Raw genomic sequence first — 14,940 nt, 5'->3', positions numbered from 1 at the left:
GGCGCCTTTCACCAATGAACCGTAACTTTGTGAACGGGATCCATGGAAAATCTTCACCTTCCTCAAGCCACGTCGCCTCTGGCCGCGTGGCTTTATTATCTTGAGCGTCTGCATACGCAGGCCATCGATTTGGGCCTGACGCGCGTTGAACGTGTCGCTCGCACGCTCGATCTGTTAAAACCCGCCCCCTTTGTTTTCACCGTTGCCGGAACTAATGGCAAAGGCACCACTTGCCGCACGCTGGAAACGCTGCTGATGGCCGCTGGTTATCGGGTCGGCGTCTACAGCTCCCCGCATCTGTTGCGCTATACCGAACGCGTGCGCGTTCAGGGCGATGAGCTGCCGGAAGCGGCGCATACCGCCAGCTTTGCTGCGATTGAAGCGGGACGCGGCGACACCTCGTTGACCTATTTTGAATTCAGTACGCTGTCGGCGCTGCAGCTGTTTAAACAGGCGGCGCTGGACGTGGTTATTCTGGAAGTGGGGCTGGGCGGACGGCTGGATGCTACCAATATTGTCGATGCGGACGTAGCGGTTATCACCAGTATCGCGCTGGACCATACCGACTGGCTGGGGCCGGATCGGGAAAACATCGGCCGTGAAAAGCGGGCGTGTTCCGGGCGGCGAAACCGGCGGTGGTCGGCGAACCCGATATGCCGCAGAGTATCGCGCAGGTGGCGCAGGAAAAAGGCGCGCAGCTGTTACAGCTGGGACGCGACTGGCGCTGGCAGCAGCTGGAAAGCGGATGGCGTTTCAGCGATGAGCGTATCACGCTGACGGAGCTGCCGCTGCCGCAGGTGCCGCTTCCTAACGCAGCGACGGCGCTGGCCGCGCTCAGTGCCTCCGGCCTCAACGTCAGCGAAGCCATTATTCGTCAGCATCTTGATAAAGCAGTGTTGCCGGGCCGTTTTCAGACCGTAGCGCAGCAGCCGCAGGTGATTCTGGACGTAGCGCATAATCCTCATGCCGCAGGCTATCTGGCCGGACGCCTGGCGCAGCTGCCGAAACAGGGCAAAGTGCGCGCGGTGGTCGGTATGCTGCACGATAAAGATATTGCCGGAACCCTGGCCTGCCTGGCACCGCAGGTAGACCAGTGGTATTTGGCGCCGCTGGAGGGCCCGCGCGGCGCCAGCGCCGACGAGCTAATGGCGGCGCTGGCGACGGATCGGGCGCTGGCTTTTAGTTCTGTTACCGAAGCCTGGCGGGCCGCTATGCAGCAGGCCGCTGAGCAGGATATTGTGCTGGTTTGTGGATCATTCCACACCGTAGCGCAGGTCATGGAAGCGATGGAAACGGAGAAGGGCAGTGGCAAGTAAGTTTCAGAACCGTTTAGTCGGCACAGTAATTCTGGTGGCGGTTGGCGTCATCGTATTGCCGGGCCTGCTGGACGGGAAAAAAAAGCATTATAAAGAGGAGTTCGCGGCGATTCCGCTGGTGCCGAAGCCGGACGATCAGCAGGACAGCGATATGGTGCCGCCGGTAACGCAGTCGCTGCCTTCACAGCCGCCGGAAGGTGCAGGCGCGGCAATTGAGGGCGGGCAAAACCGGCCGCCGCAGTCGGCGGATAACGGCGCTGCGGTTCCGCAACATAACAGCGCGCCGTCGGTCGTGGCGCCGCCGCCGGTTGTGCAGTCGCAGCCGCAGCAACCGAAGCCAAAAGCGGAGCAGCCGAAACCGAAACCGGTGGAGCAACCGAAGCCGAAACCTAAGCCGGTTGAACAGCCCAAACCGGTTGAACAGCCGAAGCCGGTAGAGCAGCCGAAAACCACCGAGCAAACGGCGCCGTCAGGGCAGGCCTATGTGGTTCAGCTGGGCGCGCTGAAAAACGCGGCCAAGGTGAATGAGATTGTGGCGCAGCTGCGTCTTTCCGGCTATCGCGCTTATACCGTGCCCTCGACGCCGATACAGGGTCAGATTACCCGTATCTATGTCGGCCCTGATGCCTCGAAAGCCAAAATGCAGGCGGCGGTCGGTGAATTAAAAGGCATTTCCGGCCTGAGCGGCGTGGTTAAACCTTACAGCGCGCGTTAAAGCGTTCTCGTTGCGGCTGGCACAGACCTGACGTTCAGGCCGCGTGCTTAGCCGCAACGGCAACCGCGCGCTACGCTTTTTTTAAGCGTATTTTTTATTGTTATAGGACGGGGAAAACGCTACGCAAACGTTTTCTTTTTCTGTTAGAATGCGCCCCGAACTGGATGCAGGGGCACTGTCGCTGGAAGAGTTCATGGTCTGGATAGATTACGTCATCATTGGGATTGTTAGTTTTTCTGCTCTTGTCAGCCTGATCCGTGGGTTTGTTCGGGAAGCTTTATCTCTTATCACCTGGGGATGCGCATTCTTTGTTGCCAGTCATTACTATCCCTTCCTTGCTGTCTGGTTCACCGGATTTGACGATCAGCTGGTGCGCAACGGCATTGCCATCGCCGTTCTCTTTATCGCAACCCTGATTGTTGGTGCGATAGTGAACTATGTGATTGGCTCGTTGGTCGAAAAAACGGGTTTGTCAGGAACCGACAGGGTACTGGGTGTCTGCTTCGGGGCGTTGCGCGGCGTGCTAATCGTTTCAGCGATGCTGTTTTTCCTCGATACCTTTACCGGCTTTTCCAAAAGTCCGGACTGGCAGCAGTCTCAGCTGATTCCTGAGTTCAGTTACATCATCAGATGGTTTTTTGACTATCTGCAAAGCACGTCGAGTTTTTTACCCCGGTAATTGCGCCGGGTGTGCGGCCAATGAGGATATGACAACATGTGCGGTATTGTCGGTATCACCGGTTTTATGCCGGTCAACCAGTCGATTTATGACGCGTTAACGGTGCTTCAGCACCGTGGGCAGGATGCCGCAGGCATTTGTACCATCGATGCGCTGAACTGTTTCCGTCTGCGCAAGGCGAACGGTCTGGTCAACGATGTGTTCGAAGCCCGCCATATGCAACGTTTGCAGGGCAATATGGGCATCGGCCACGTGCGTTATCCTACCGCCGGTAGCTCCAGCGCCTCTGAAGCGCAGCCTTTCTACGTCAACTCCCCTTACGGCATTACCCTGGCCCACAACGGTAATCTGACTAACGCGCACGAACTGCGTAAGCAGCTGTTTGAGAGTGGCCGTCGTCATGTCAACACCACTTCCGATTCAGAAATCCTGTTGAATATTTTTGCTCAGGAGCTGGATCGCTGCCCGCATCATCCGCTGGAAGCGGACGACATTTTCTCCGCCGTCGGCGCGGTGCATCAGCAGGTACGCGGCGCTTACGCCTGCGTCGCGATGATTATCGGCCACGGCATGGTTGCCTTCCGCGATCCGAACGGTATCCGTCCGCTGGTGATGGGTAAGCGCGAGCTGGCTGAAGACCGCACCGAATATATGGTGGCCTCGGAAAGCGTGGCGCTGGATACGCTGGGCTTTGAATTCCTGCGCGATGTCGCGCCGGGCGAAGCGGTCTACATCACCGTCAACGGCCAGCTTTATACTCGCCAGTGCGCTGAGAACCCGCGTAATAATCCGTGCCTGTTCGAATATGTCTATTTCGCGCGCCCGGACTCTTTCCTCGATAAGATTTCGGTCTACAGCGCCCGTGTGCGCATGGGCACCAAGCTGGGCGAGAAAATCGCGCGCGAATGGGAAGACCTGAATATCGACGTAGTGATCCCGATTCCTGAAACGTCCACTGATATCGCGCTGGAAATCGCCCGTATCCTGGATAAGCCCTATCGTCAGGGCTTTGTGAAAAACCGCTACGTTGGCCGCACCTTTATCATGCCGGGCCAGCAGCTGCGCCGTAGTGCAGTACGCCGTAAGCTGAATGCGAACCGTGCCGAGTTTCGCGATAAGAATGTGCTGCTGGTGGATGATTCCATCGTGCGCGGCACCACGTCTGAACAGATTATCGAAATGGCGCGTGAAGCGGGCGCGAAAAAGGTCTATCTGGCTTCGGCCGCGCCGGAAATTCGCTTCCCTAACGTCTACGGCATTGATATGCCGAGTGCGACCGAACTGATTGCGCACGGACGTGAAGTAGAAGAGATTCGCCAGCTGATTAAAGCAGATGCGTTAATCTTCCAGGATCTCGACGATCTGATTGAGGCGGTACGCGAAGAGAACCCGGATATTGCCCAGTTTGAATGCTCGGTATTTAACGGCGTCTACGTCACGAAAGATGTCGATCTGGAATACCTGGAGTATTTGCAGTCGCTGCGCAATGACGATGCCAAAGCGTTGGCGCGCCAAAACGAGGTGGAAAGCCTCGAAATGCACAACGAAGGTTGATCCTCATCTGCGGGCCGGTTATCCGGCCCGCGCTTTTTCGCCTGGTCCCTCTGTTTTCTCCCCACCGCATATTAAAATTCAGTTTTACAGCTACTCTGCATCCCTGCAATTATCTCTGTTTTGCATGCTCACGCATCAATGCCTTTCATGCCTTCGGTGGTATAGCGCTCGCCGGCAACCGGCAGAGCCGTTACCGCATCGCGCAACGACTGAACCTCATTTGATGTTAACTTCAGCGTTAGCGCCGCCGCATTTTCCTGCAAGTGTTTAGGGTTGCAGGTACCGGGAATCGGAACAATATTGTCGCCCTGCGCCAGTAGCCAGGCAAGTGTGAGCTGGGCCGGTGTACAGGCTTTTTCCGCAGTCATTTTAGCAATGATCTCGACCAGCGAACGGTTCTTCTCCAGATTGTCCGCCTGAAAACGCGGCAGGCTGGCGCGAAAATCGCCCGCTGCAAAGGTCGCCGTTTGCTGAAAGCGACCGGTAAGGAAGCCGCGTCCGAGCGGAGAGTAGGCTACCAGGGCAATGCCCAGTTCACGGCAGGCAGGAAGCACACTGTTTTCAACCTCACGCGTCCACAGGGAATATTCGGTCTGGACGGCGGTGACCGGATGAACGGTATGGGCGCGTCTTAAGGTTGCGGCGCTCACCTCGCACAGGCCGATATGGGCAATTTTTCCGGCACGCACCAGTTGCGCCAACGCTTCCATGGTTTCTTCCACCGGCGTCGCCGTATCCAGACGGTGAACATAATAGAGATCAATCTGTTCCACTCCCAGCCGCCGCAGCGAACCTTCACAGCTACGACGAATATAATCGGCGCTGTTGTCAATGCGGCGATGGTATTCGCCCGGTTGACGTACAATGCCAAATTTAGTGGCGATCTTTATCTGCTGTCGATGTGACGCCAGAAAGCGCCCGATGATCTCCTCGTTGTGGTAAGGGCCATACATATCAGCGGTATCGAAAAAATTAATGCCGCTGGCTACCGCCTGCTCCAGTACGCGTAGTGAGGCGTCATCATCGCGCGGTCCGTAAAATTCGCTCATACCCATACAGCCGAGTCCCAGAGCGGAAACCTGAAAATTTGCTGTTAACGTGCGCTGCTGCATATGTGTTCCTCCTGTTAGCTGCAGGAAGTATGAGTTTTTCTATTTCGGTAAAGTAGCGCTAAAATCGGGGTTCTGTTTTCCATTATTGAAAAATATCATGCAGCCTGATGTTAACTGGAATGATGCCCGCGTGTTTCTTGCCGTTGCCCGTTGCGGTACGTTAAGTCGCGCCGCCAACGAGTTGAAGATGGGTATTGCCACGCTTTCACGTCGGCTTGATCGGTTAGAGGCCGGGCTTGGTATCCCACTTTTTAGCCGCCATCAAACCGGCTACCGGCTTACTGATGACGGCGAAGCGCTGTTGCAACGTGCTGAGATGCTGGAGCAGGCCGGGCTTACTTTTGGCGAGGCGGCGCGGAGAGAAGGCGAGGCGGCAGGGCTGGTACGCCTGGCAACGGCGGAAAATCTGGCGAATCCGTTAATCATTCCTGCGCTGGGGCCGCTACTGTCACAGCATCCAGAGCTGCGGGTGGAAGTGGTCAGCGGTTTGCAAACCGTGAATTTACACCGCCGCGATGCCGATCTGGCGGTAAGAATGGTGCGTCCGAATACAGGTAACCTGACGATTAAGCGGCTGGGTACACTCGGGTTCGGCCTGTATGGATCGGCGCACTATCTGGCAACGCGTCAGCAGCGTGAACCGCGCGCCGCGTATGACAACGACGACTTTATTGGCTGGACGGAAACGCATCATCATTTGCCCGCCGCGAAATGGACGTTGCGCACGTTACGCAACCGTCCCTGTCGGCTGGAAACCAACACGCTCTCCGCACAGCTTTCTGCGGTTGTCGCCGGTATGGGATTAGCGGTATTGCCGCATTTCCTGGCCCGTCAGGCCGGGCTGCAGTGTCTGCAAAACGATCTGGGCGTCGAACAGCCGATTTGGCTGGTGCTTCATTCCGATTTAGCGCATTCACGTCGCGTCAGGGTGGTTGCCGATCATCTTATTGCGCTTTTTGCGGCGCAGGCGACGGCGCTGAAGGGCGATGCGTAGCCAGGTCGTTACTGGCGATGCAGCTTACCGGTTAGTTGTAATCTTGCTGGCGGACGTCCAAACTTAACGCCCCACGAATAAGGAAGGCATGACCATGAAAAGAGTGATCGTCGGCATCTCCGGCGCCAGCGGGGTAATTTACGGCATTCGCATGTTACAGCTGTTACAGCCGCTTTCGGAGATCGAAACGCACCTGGTAATGAGTAACGCCGCGCGCCAGACGCTGGCGCTGGAAACGGACTTTACCCTGCGCGAAGTGCAAAGCTTTGCCGATGTGGTGCATGACGTGCGGGATATTGCCGCCAGCATCTCCTCCGGCTCGTTTAAAACCGCCGGCATGGCGATTTTGCCCTGTTCGATGAAAACGCTGTCCGGCATCGTTCACAGCTACAGCGACGGCCTGCTAACGCGCGCCGCCGATGTGGTGCTGAAAGAGCGTCGCCGCTTGGTGTTATGCGTGCGTGAAACGCCGCTGCATCTGGGTCATTTACGGTTGATGACCAGCGCTGCTGAACTGGGCGCGGTCATTATGCCGCCGGTACCGGCATTTTATCATCGCCCGCAGTCGCTGATGGACGTGGTAGATCAAACGCTGAATCGGGTACTCGATCAGTTTGATATTGAGCTGCCGGAAGATCTCTTTACGCGCTGGCAAGGTGCATAACATCACATAAAAAGTTCTGTTTTGGTGCATTAATCCAGCCTGGATCACTTTTCGTGCAGCTCATGCACCAAAACGTAACAATGTCGCTTTTTCCCCGTATCAACCCTGCTATATTTTCTTCACAAACGAAGCGCCTGTGCCCGTTTTTCGCTGCGGTTAAGGCGCCTGCCGCCGCTGCGTAAACTGGCATGAAAAGTGCAGTTTCCTGAATGCAAACCCGTCACATATCACATAACTATAAGCTCTTCACTTGAGGATAACCCATGAAAAAGCGAGTTCTGGCTCTCTCTTTGCTGCTGGCTTTCGCAGGCGTTGCTGGCGCTGCCGTACCGAAAACGCTACGCATCGGCAACGATCCCACCTATCCGCCGTTTGAATCGAAAAACGCGCAGGGAGAGCTGGTGGGCTTTGATATCGATCTGGCGAATGAGATCTGTAAACGCATCGAGGCGAGCTGTAGCTATGTAGAAAGCGATTTTGACGCGCTGATTCCGTCTCTGAAGGCGAAGAAAATTGACTTCATTATTTCGTCGCTCTCTATTACGGAGAAACGTCAGCAGGAGATCGCCTTCTCGGACAAACTCTATGCGGCAAATGCCCGCCTGGTGGCGCCGAAAGGATCGAAGCTGGAGCCAACGCCGGAATCGCTGAAAGGAAAAAATATCGGCCTGTTGCAGGGTACGACGCAGGAAACCTACGCCAATCAGTACTGGCGGCCCAAAGGCGTAACGGTTACTCCTTATGCCAACCAGGATTTGGTCTATCAGGATCTGACGGCAGGCCGCATCGATGCTGCCTTCCAGGATGAAGTACAGGCCAGCGGAGGCTTCCTGAAACAGCCGGTCGGCAAAGATTACGGCTTTGCCGGTCCGGCGGTAAAAGATGACAAGATCTTTGGCGTCGGCACCGGTATCGGGCTGCGTAAAGAGGATAACGAACTGAAAGAGGCGATTAATAAAGCTTTCGCTGACATGCGCAAAGATGGCACCTACGACAAGATTGCGAAAAAGTATTTTGATTTTAACGTTTACGGCGATTAACCGCCGACCGTTCTGGCCGCTCGTCTCTGGCGGGCGGCATTTTATTTCTTCTGTTACGCCAGGATTTCGTTGATGCTGTATGGCTATTCTGAAGTTATCTTGCGCGGCGCGCTGGTGACGCTGGAGCTGGCGCTCAGCTCAGTGCTGCTCGCAGTGATTCTGGGGCTGCTGGGCGCGGGCGCGCGTCTCTCGCGCCACCGACCTTTGGCACTGCTCTCTGAGGCTTACACGACGCTGATCCGTGGCGTGCCGGATCTGGTGCTGATGTTGCTGATCTTTTACGGTTTGCAGATCGTCCTGAACCAGATTACCGAAGCGTTGGGGATCACCCAGTTCGATATTGATCCAATGGTCGCGGGGATTATTACCCTCGGCTTTATCTATGGCGCCTATTTTACTGAAACCTTTCGCGGCGCGTTTATGGCGGTGCCGAAAGGGCAGATCGAGGCGGCGACCGCCTTTGGCTTTACCGGCGCGCAGGTGTTCCGGCGCATTCTGTTTCCTTCCATGATGCGTTTTGCGCTGCCGGGCATCGGCAATAACTGGCAGGTGGTGCTGAAGGCAACGGCGCTGGTTTCGCTGCTGGGGCTGGAGGATGTGGTGAAAGCGACCCAGCTGGCCGGGAAAAGCACCTGGCAGCCGTTCTGGTTCGCTATCGTTGCCGGCATTATTTATCTGCTGTTTACCACGCTGTCGAACGGCGTGCTGTGGTGGCTGGAGCGCCGTTATTCAGTAGGCGTGAAGAAGGCGGAGCTATGATTGATATTTTACAGGAGTACTGGAAAGCGCTGCTCTGGAGTGACGGCTACCGCTTTACCGGCGTGGCGATCACGCTATGGCTGCTGATCATTTCCGTCGTGATAGGTGGTTGCCTGGCGGTGCTGTTGGCTATCGCCCGCGTATCGCCGAACAAAGCGGTGAGTGGGCCGGTCTGGCTGTTCACTTATATTTTCCGCGGCACGCCGCTTTATGTGCAGCTGCTGGTGATCTACTCCGGCATGTATACGCTGGAGGTGGTGAAGGGATCGGAGCTGCTGAGCGCCTTTTTCCGCAGCGGCCTGAACTGTACGCTGCTGGCCTTTACTTTAAATACCTGCGCCTATACCACGGAAATTTTCGCTGGCGCGATCCGTTCAGTGCCACACGGTGAAATTGAGGCGGCGCGCGCCTACGGCTTCTCCACCTTTAAACTTTACCGCTGCATTATTCTGCCCGCGGCGCTGCGTATTGCGCTGCCTGCCTACAGCAATGAGGTGATTTTGATGCTGCACTCGACGGCGCTGGCTTTTACCGCCACGGTGCCCGATCTGCTAAAAGTTGCGCGTGATATTAACGCCGCCACCTATCAACCCTTTGTCGCTTTCGGCATAGCGGCGGCGCTCTATCTGATTATCTCTTACGTGTTGATTAGCCTGTTCCGCAAGGCGGAAAAACGCTGGCTGGCGCACCTCAAACCTTCTTCGTCCCACTGAGTACGACTATGGCTGAAAATAAACTGAACGTGACTGAACTGCATAAACGCTATGGTGAGCATGAGGTGCTGAAGGGCGTATCGCTGCAGGCTAACGCTGGCGATGTGATTACCATTATTGGATCGTCCGGCTCCGGCAAAAGCACCTTTTTGCGCTGCATTAACTTTCTGGAAAAACCGAGCGAAGGCTCCATTGCGGTCAGCAACCAGCAAATTAATCTGGTGCGCGACGGCGACGGACAGCTTAAGGTGGCGGATAAAGAGCAGCTACGTCTGCTGCGCACCCGGCTGACCATGGTGTTCCAGCACTTTAATCTCTGGAGCCATATGACAGTGCTGGAGAATGTGATGGAAGCACCGATTCAGGTGCTGGGGCTGAGTAAGGCGGAAGCGCGTGAACGTGCGCAGCGCTATCTCAATAAGGTCGGTATCGACGAACGGGCACAGGCGAAATATCCGGTCAACCTTTCCGGCGGGCAGCAGCAGCGAGTCTCCATTGCGCGCGCACTGGCGATGGAGCCGGAAGTGTTGCTGTTCGATGAGCCAACCTCGGCGCTTGATCCTGAACTGGTGGGCGAAGTGCTGCGCATCATGCAAAAGCTGGCGGAAGAGGGGAAAACTATGGTGGTGGTGACCCATGAAATGGAGTTTGCCCGCCATGTTTCCAGCCACGTGATTTTCCTGCATCAGGGGAAAATCGAAGAGGAAGGGCCGCCAGCAGAGCTGTTTAACGCGCCGAAAAGCGCGCGGCTTAAGCAGTTTCTCTCCGGTGCGCTGAAATAACATTAAACATCGGCCCTGGGACCGGTTTCCGCTTCGGTAAGCGAGACTGAGGTGGAAACTGCCGGGCTGACAGGCGTGTCACGGCGCAGAAAGTTTTATCGCGTCCGTTAAGTCACGTCCGCCAGCGCCTTATCCAGCTCATACCATTTAAAGCGAAAGCCGGATGCCTCCAGCCGTTTCGGCAGCACATGTTGTCCGCCCAGCACCAGCACCGAGGATTCTCCCATCAGCAGTTTTACCGCCGACGCAGGCGTCCTGATGATTGCCGGGCGGTGCATAACCTTGCCCAGCGTGGCGGTAAATTGTTCGTTACGTACTGCGTAAGGCGCTACCAGATTAAAGGGGCCGCTCAGCGGATGATCCAGCAGCCAGAGGATACCTGCCAGCATGTCATCCAGATGAATCCACGGCATATATTGCCGACCATTGCCAACAGGGCCGCCGAGACCCAGCAGAAAGGGCTTTTTCATTTGTGCCAGCGCGCCGCCTTGCTTTGCCAGCACTACGCCGGTGCGCAGCAGACAAACGCGGGTGCGGTCGCTGGCGGCGGCCATTGCCAGCCGTTCCCAGCGGGCGCAAAGCTGGTGGGTAAACTCATCGTGACCGCTATCATCTTCGGTCAGAACCAGCTCGCCGCTATCGCCGTAATAGCCGGTTGCCGAGCCAGAAATCAGCACCGCCGGCGGCTCGCTGCTGGCGTTGATTAATGAGGCGAGCCGCTCAGTGATCTGCCAGCGGCTTTCGCACAGTAATTGTTTATGCTGCGGCGTCCAGCGTTTGCTGGCGATGGGTTCGCCGGCCAGATTAATCACCGCGTCGATGCCGTTCAGATCGCGCTGTTGATCCAGGCCAGACCAGATGTTGACCTGCGATCCCAGCAGATCGCGCGCCGCTTCGACATTGCGCGAGACCACGCTGACCCGATCGCCGCGCGCCAGCAGACGCGCCACCAGGTGACGGCCAATCAGTCCGGTTCCGCCGGTAATTAATATTTGCATGCCAGCCTCTATGTCTGTGTTATTGCTGTTTATTCAGCATAGAAGAGAACGCCGTGAATAGTGCTAATATCGGACGGCGTCTCGCTAACCGTACGCGCTGTTGGACATCCGGCTCAGGGTAACAGGCTGGCGTTGTCCTGAAACTTATCGCCGTTATTGGCGGCCCTTTTACAGGAGAGTGACAGTATGCAGTATCCCGCCATTAAGCTGTGGTCAGATGCCAATTGTTACAGTCCTTATGTGATGTCCGTTTATGTTGCCCTGCGGGAAAAAGGGCTGCCGTTCACATTGCAGCCGGTCGATCTTGCGCAGCAGCAACAGCTGTCCGACGATTATGCTGCTATTTCACTGACGCGCCGCGTACCGACGCTGGCGCTGAATAATATCCTGCTTAGTGAATCGTCGGCGATTACCGAATATCTCGAAGAGTGCTTCCCGGCCCCGGATTATGAACGGCTCTACCCGCGCGATCGGGAAAAGCGCGCCCGCGCGCGTGAGCTGCAGGCCTGGTTACGCAGTGATTTTATGCCTTTGCGTCAGCAGCGGCCTACCGAGGTACTGTTTGCCGATAAAAAATATTCGCCGTTGACTGAGGAAGGCCGTCAGAGCGCCGCTAAACTGATTGAGGGTGCGCAGCGTCTGCTCAGTGCAGGCCAGCAGAATCTGTTTGGCGAATGGTCAATCGCCGATACCGATTTGGCGATTATGCTTAATCGGCTCGCCCTGCACGGCGATGCGCTGCCGGAAAATCTGGCGGAATATGCCTGGTTTCAATGGCAGCGCGCCTCTGTCCAGCTCTGGCTGCGGGAGTCGGTTAAAAAAGGGTGATCGCGCGGCTTGCGTCCGCCCGGCGAAGCCTTTAATTTATGGCGGTTTGCGTCAACGTAACGCAAAACCTGTGGGAAACATCGCGCAATTGGCGCCAGAACGAAAAAGGGTTACCGATGGTGGAGCAAGGTCAGGATGCCGGTACTGAATGGGTAGATATTGTTAACGAAGACAATGAAGTTATCGCTCAGTCCAGCCGTGCCCAGATGCGGGCACAACATTTGCGTCATCGCGCCACCTATATCGTGGTGCATGACGGCATGGGGAAAATTCTGGTGCAGCGCCGCACGGAAAATAAAGATTTTCTGCCGGGGATGCTGGATGCCTGCGCAGGCGGCGTAGTGCAAAGCGGCGAAGGCTTTCTGGAATCCGCGCGTCGCGAAGCGGAAGAGGAGCTGGGCATTGCCGCGGTACCTTTCGCCGAGCATGGACAGTTCTATTTTGAAGATGAACATTGCCGCGTTTGGGGTGCGCTGTTTAGCTGCGTATCGCACGGGCCGTTCGCCATGCAGCCGGAAGAGGTTGATGAGGTTTTCTGGCTGACGCCGGAAGAGATTACTGCCCGCTGCGATGAGTTTACGCCCGATTCGCTGAAGGCGTTGTCGCTGTGGATGAGCCGCAATGCTAACAACGAACCGGTGAAACAGGAAAAGCCGATTAAGGCGGAGTAACGGCTCAGCAGCTATCCCGCAAACATAAACTGGATGCGATCGGTTGCCGATCGCGCCAGTCCCCATCGTTCATCCGCGCCAGCAACGCACGTCCGGCTTCAATACCGATCTTACGGTGCGGCACCGCCATCGTGGTTAACGGCGGCTGGCATACGCGGCTGACATCACTGTCGCCAAAGCCCACCACCGCCAGATCGTCCGGGACTTTGATGCGCCTGCGCTGGCATTCATACAATGCGCCGCAGGCCAGTTCGTCAGATACGCAGACCAGCGCGTCCAGCTCCGGCCACGCCAGCAAAAACTCCGGCAGCTGAGATGCGCCGGTAGAAAAATTAGGTGGCAGCGCGGCGTTAATCACCCGGTTGGGCGACAGATGATGGCGCAGCATGGCCTTATACCAGCCCTGTAAATGCTGCTGAAAAATCCACTGTTCCTGATTCGCGCACAGCATCCCGATATTCTGATACCCGCGCTGAATCAGCATTTCGGTGAGTTCGAACATCGCTGCGACATTATCAATGCCGATATTCATATCGATAGGATCGGCGCGCATTGCGCCTATTTCCATCACCGGAATCGAGGCGTTTTGCAGCCAGTGGCGTACGGTGTCGCTGTGTTCAACGCTGAGCAGAATCGCCGCAGCGATATTGGAGGCGAGCAGCGTTTCCAGCAGCGTCTCTTCCTGATCGAGGCGATGGCGCGATTCCGCCAGCATAATCTGATAGCCGGCGGGCTGCAGCGTCTGCTGAAGCCCGGCGAACATTTCCGAACAGCCCGCTTCGGCAAGGTTTGGCACAACCATCGCAATGGTTCTCGACGACGCTGATGCCAGCGCGCTGGCGGCAAGGTTGGGCATATATCCCAGTTCCTGTACCGCCGCCTCGATTTTTTCACGTAGCTTATCTGAAACCTGTTCAGGCGTGCGTAGCGCCCGCGATACGGTCATGGTGCCCACACCGGCAAGCTGAGCAACATCGGCGAGAGTGACTTTACCGGTACTACGCCGTTTTCGGGTTAGAGACATACAAATTCCTGCTGACCAGACGCTGATTGTCTTCCTTCGCTTTACGTGACAGGGAGTATACGCGCTAAACCCCTTTTTTTACTGTGAATTGATGCGAAGATTGTATTTTGATAGCGCTATCACAATTCAGTATGTTGGTCTTTGGTAGCGCTATCTTTGTGATTGTTATCACGGTTAACAGTTTCCTCCTTGCATAAAGTTTGCTCATCGTTTGCTGGGTGGCGGAGTAGAAAAGTGCTTAACCAATGGTTACATGATGAGACCATCAGGATTCAGGAGAGCGTTGAGGCATGGCCGCAGGCGCTGGAGCTTTGCGCCAGGCCGCTACTGAATGCAGGGACGATTGTGCCTGACTATGTTACGGCCATTGTCGAGCTGCATAACAAACTGGGACCTTATTATGTGCTGGCGCCGGGATTGGCTATGCCGCATGCCAGGCCGGAAGAAGGGGCGAAAGGTTTAGGCTTGTCGCTATTAAAACTGAAGCGCGGCGTGGCATTTGGCGCCGGGGAATTTGATCCGGTAGATATTATTGTGATGCTCGCGGCGCCAGATAAACATAGCCATATTGCCATGCTCTCTGCGCTGGCGGAATTATTTTCCAGCGAAGAGGATATGAATTTATTACATCAGGCGAAAACGTTGGAGGAAATTAAAAAGATTATCGCACGCTTCTAATTTAATCAGGTAATTCGGTTTGTGAATACATTACGCGCAGGCGTGATGGGGCGTACTCTACTTAAAAAGGTGATAATAATGAAAATTATGGCTATTTGCGGTTCCGGTCTGGGCAGCAGTTTTATGGTCGAAATGAATATTAAAAAGGTGCTTAAAAAGCTCGACATTGAAGCTGAGGTTGAACATGCCGATCTCTCCTCCGCAACGCCTGGCGCTGCGGATCTGTTTGTTATGGCTAAAGATATAGCCGCCAGTGCCAGCGTACCGCCAGGCCAGCTGGTGGTGATCAGCAATATCATCGACATCAATGAACTGGAGACGCAGCTGCGCGCCTGGTTCGATAAACAATAACTGTAAAGACAAAAAATTCAGGGTGCGGCAACCGGACGCATTTCCTTGCTTATCCCAATAAG

16 protein-coding genes and 1 pseudogene are annotated in these 14,940 nt (G+C 55.8%); 14 read left to right on the top strand and 3 right to left on the bottom strand.

Annotated elements, in window-relative coordinates:
- Window positions 1-42 precede the first annotated feature (42 nt).
- From folC to purF, 4 genes and pseudogenes are all read left to right on the top strand, one after another.
- Window positions 43-1,316: pseudogene (gene folC / locus P3C52_RS03995) on the top strand (bifunctional tetrahydrofolate synthase/dihydrofolate synthase).
- Window positions 1,306-2,031, top strand: coding sequence for a cell division protein DedD (gene dedD, locus P3C52_RS03990; RefSeq protein WP_275553915.1), 726 nt, complete (start codon window positions 1,306-1,308; stop codon window positions 2,029-2,031). The pseudogene folC and the gene dedD overlap by 11 nt, the downstream one beginning before the upstream one ends.
- A gap of 193 nt (window positions 2,032-2,224) precedes the next feature.
- Entirely contained in the window at window positions 2,225-2,710 is a 486-nt protein-coding gene (cvpA, locus tag P3C52_RS03985) for a colicin V production protein (RefSeq protein ID WP_275553914.1), read from the top strand.
- Between the two features lie 36 nt (window positions 2,711-2,746).
- On the top strand, window positions 2,747-4,264 hold the full coding sequence (gene purF, locus P3C52_RS03980) for an amidophosphoribosyltransferase (RefSeq protein WP_275553913.1): 1,518 nt from the start codon (window positions 2,747-2,749) through the stop codon (window positions 4,262-4,264).
- 128 nt (window positions 4,265-4,392) lie between these two features.
- Here purF and P3C52_RS03975 read toward each other — a convergent pair whose 3' ends face one another.
- The gene (locus P3C52_RS03975) at window positions 4,393-5,376 is read right to left on the bottom strand and encodes an aldo/keto reductase (RefSeq protein ID WP_275553912.1); all 984 of its coding nucleotides are present in this window, start codon (window positions 5,374-5,376) and stop codon (window positions 4,393-4,395) included.
- A 97-nt stretch (window positions 5,377-5,473) separates the two neighbouring features.
- On the opposite strand from P3C52_RS03975, the gene P3C52_RS03970 reads away from it, so the two are divergent.
- From P3C52_RS03970 to hisP, 6 genes are all read left to right on the top strand, one after another.
- On the top strand, window positions 5,474-6,370 hold the full coding sequence (locus P3C52_RS03970) for a LysR family transcriptional regulator (protein WP_275553911.1): 897 nt from the start codon (window positions 5,474-5,476) through the stop codon (window positions 6,368-6,370).
- Between the two features lie 94 nt (window positions 6,371-6,464).
- Window positions 6,465-7,034, top strand: coding sequence for a UbiX family flavin prenyltransferase (locus P3C52_RS03965; RefSeq protein WP_275553948.1), 570 nt, complete (start codon window positions 6,465-6,467; stop codon window positions 7,032-7,034).
- 263 nt (window positions 7,035-7,297) lie between these two features.
- Window positions 7,298-8,074: a lysine/arginine/ornithine ABC transporter substrate-binding protein gene (locus tag P3C52_RS03960; protein WP_275553910.1), complete on the top strand. Its 777-nt coding sequence runs from the start codon at window positions 7,298-7,300 to the stop codon at window positions 8,072-8,074.
- Window positions 8,075-8,146: 72 nt separating this feature from the next.
- On the top strand, window positions 8,147-8,833 hold the full coding sequence (locus tag P3C52_RS03955; RefSeq protein WP_275553909.1) for a histidine ABC transporter permease HisQ: 687 nt from the start codon (window positions 8,147-8,149) through the stop codon (window positions 8,831-8,833).
- Window positions 8,830-9,546, top strand: a complete 717-nt coding sequence (locus P3C52_RS03950) for an ABC transporter permease (protein WP_275553908.1) — start codon at window positions 8,830-8,832, stop codon at window positions 9,544-9,546. The genes P3C52_RS03955 and P3C52_RS03950 overlap by 4 nt, the downstream gene beginning before the upstream one ends.
- An 8-nt stretch (window positions 9,547-9,554) precedes the next feature.
- Complete coding sequence (gene hisP / locus P3C52_RS03945; protein WP_275553907.1) at window positions 9,555-10,328, top strand: histidine ABC transporter ATP-binding protein HisP; 774 nt, start codon at window positions 9,555-9,557, stop codon at window positions 10,326-10,328.
- A gap of 107 nt (window positions 10,329-10,435) precedes the next feature.
- On the opposite strand, the gene P3C52_RS03940 is transcribed toward hisP, so the two are convergent.
- A complete protein-coding gene (locus P3C52_RS03940) occupies window positions 10,436-11,326 on the bottom strand; it encodes a TIGR01777 family oxidoreductase (protein WP_275553906.1) in 891 nt (296 codons plus the stop codon).
- 186 nt (window positions 11,327-11,512) lie between these two features.
- On the opposite strand from P3C52_RS03940, the gene yfcF reads away from it, so the two are divergent.
- On the top strand, window positions 11,513-12,154 hold the full coding sequence (gene yfcF / locus P3C52_RS03935) for a glutathione transferase (protein WP_275553905.1): 642 nt from the start codon (window positions 11,513-11,515) through the stop codon (window positions 12,152-12,154).
- A gap of 116 nt (window positions 12,155-12,270) precedes the next feature.
- The gene (gene yfcD, locus P3C52_RS03930) at window positions 12,271-12,825 is read left to right on the top strand and encodes an NUDIX hydrolase YfcD (RefSeq protein ID WP_275553904.1); all 555 of its coding nucleotides are present in this window, start codon (window positions 12,271-12,273) and stop codon (window positions 12,823-12,825) included.
- A 4-nt stretch (window positions 12,826-12,829) separates the two neighbouring features.
- Here the strand turns inward: yfcD and P3C52_RS03925 are convergent, their stop codons facing one another.
- The gene (locus tag P3C52_RS03925) at window positions 12,830-13,849 is read right to left on the bottom strand and encodes a LacI family DNA-binding transcriptional regulator (RefSeq protein ID WP_275553903.1); all 1,020 of its coding nucleotides are present in this window, start codon (window positions 13,847-13,849) and stop codon (window positions 12,830-12,832) included.
- 234 nt (window positions 13,850-14,083) lie between these two features.
- Here P3C52_RS03925 and P3C52_RS03920 point away from each other — a divergent pair, with 234 nt between their 5' ends.
- Both P3C52_RS03920 and P3C52_RS03915 read left to right on the top strand, forming a co-directional pair.
- The gene (locus P3C52_RS03920) at window positions 14,084-14,527 is read left to right on the top strand and encodes a PTS sugar transporter subunit IIA (protein ID WP_275553902.1); all 444 of its coding nucleotides are present in this window, start codon (window positions 14,084-14,086) and stop codon (window positions 14,525-14,527) included.
- A 78-nt stretch (window positions 14,528-14,605) separates the two neighbouring features.
- The gene (locus tag P3C52_RS03915) at window positions 14,606-14,878 is read left to right on the top strand and encodes a PTS sugar transporter subunit IIB (RefSeq protein WP_275553901.1); all 273 of its coding nucleotides are present in this window, start codon (window positions 14,606-14,608) and stop codon (window positions 14,876-14,878) included.
- The last annotated feature ends 62 nt before the right edge of the window (window positions 14,879-14,940 follow it).

The sequence above is a fragment of the Mixta sp. Marseille-Q2659 genome (genome assembly GCF_940807255.1).
Classification (GTDB): domain Bacteria; phylum Pseudomonadota; class Gammaproteobacteria; order Enterobacterales; family Enterobacteriaceae; genus Mixta.
The sequence above is the reverse complement of the archived record's forward strand: the minus strand, read 5'-3'. Positions and strand labels throughout refer to the sequence as shown.